We start from the raw sequence: 407 nt of genomic DNA, 5'->3' as shown, positions 1-407 counted from the left end.
CAATCAGAAGTTCTGGTTTCTGACCATCGATACTTCGAAAAACCAAATGTACATGGCTTGACATAATGCACCATGCATGTATTTCTAAACCTTTATTCTTCTGACAAAACCTTAAACTTTCTAAAAGAATTTCTTTGTATTCACTTCGGATAAATACATCAAGCCAACCTACGACAGCAAAACTTATGAAGTATAATCCTTCGGGGTTGTGAAACTTATAGTTTCTACTCATCATTGTATGTTTTTATAAAGATAAAACTTTTGAGAGAGAGTTTGTAAAATAAAAAGCCACACGAAGGGATTCGTGCGGCAGCGAGGGGAAAGTACACGAAAAATAAAATGTCTTTTCCGACTGATGATGCAGTTTTAAAGTCTGTTTATCTCGCTTTGAAAGAAGCTACAAAAAA

Annotated in this window: 1 protein-coding gene; it reads right to left on the bottom strand. The window is 34.6% G+C overall.

Annotated elements, in window-relative coordinates; genetic code table 11:
* Positions 1 to 232 (bottom strand): transposase (locus AB671_RS21825; RefSeq protein ID WP_185116249.1); only part of this gene is annotated, 232 nt, incomplete at its 3' end.
* Positions 233 to 407: the final 175 nt, after the last annotated feature.

It is taken from the genome of Chryseobacterium sp. BGARF1 (assembly GCF_001677955.1).
In the GTDB taxonomy this organism is placed as follows: domain Bacteria; phylum Bacteroidota; class Bacteroidia; order Flavobacteriales; family Weeksellaceae; genus Chryseobacterium.
This window is presented reverse-complemented; position numbering and strand designations above follow the sequence as displayed.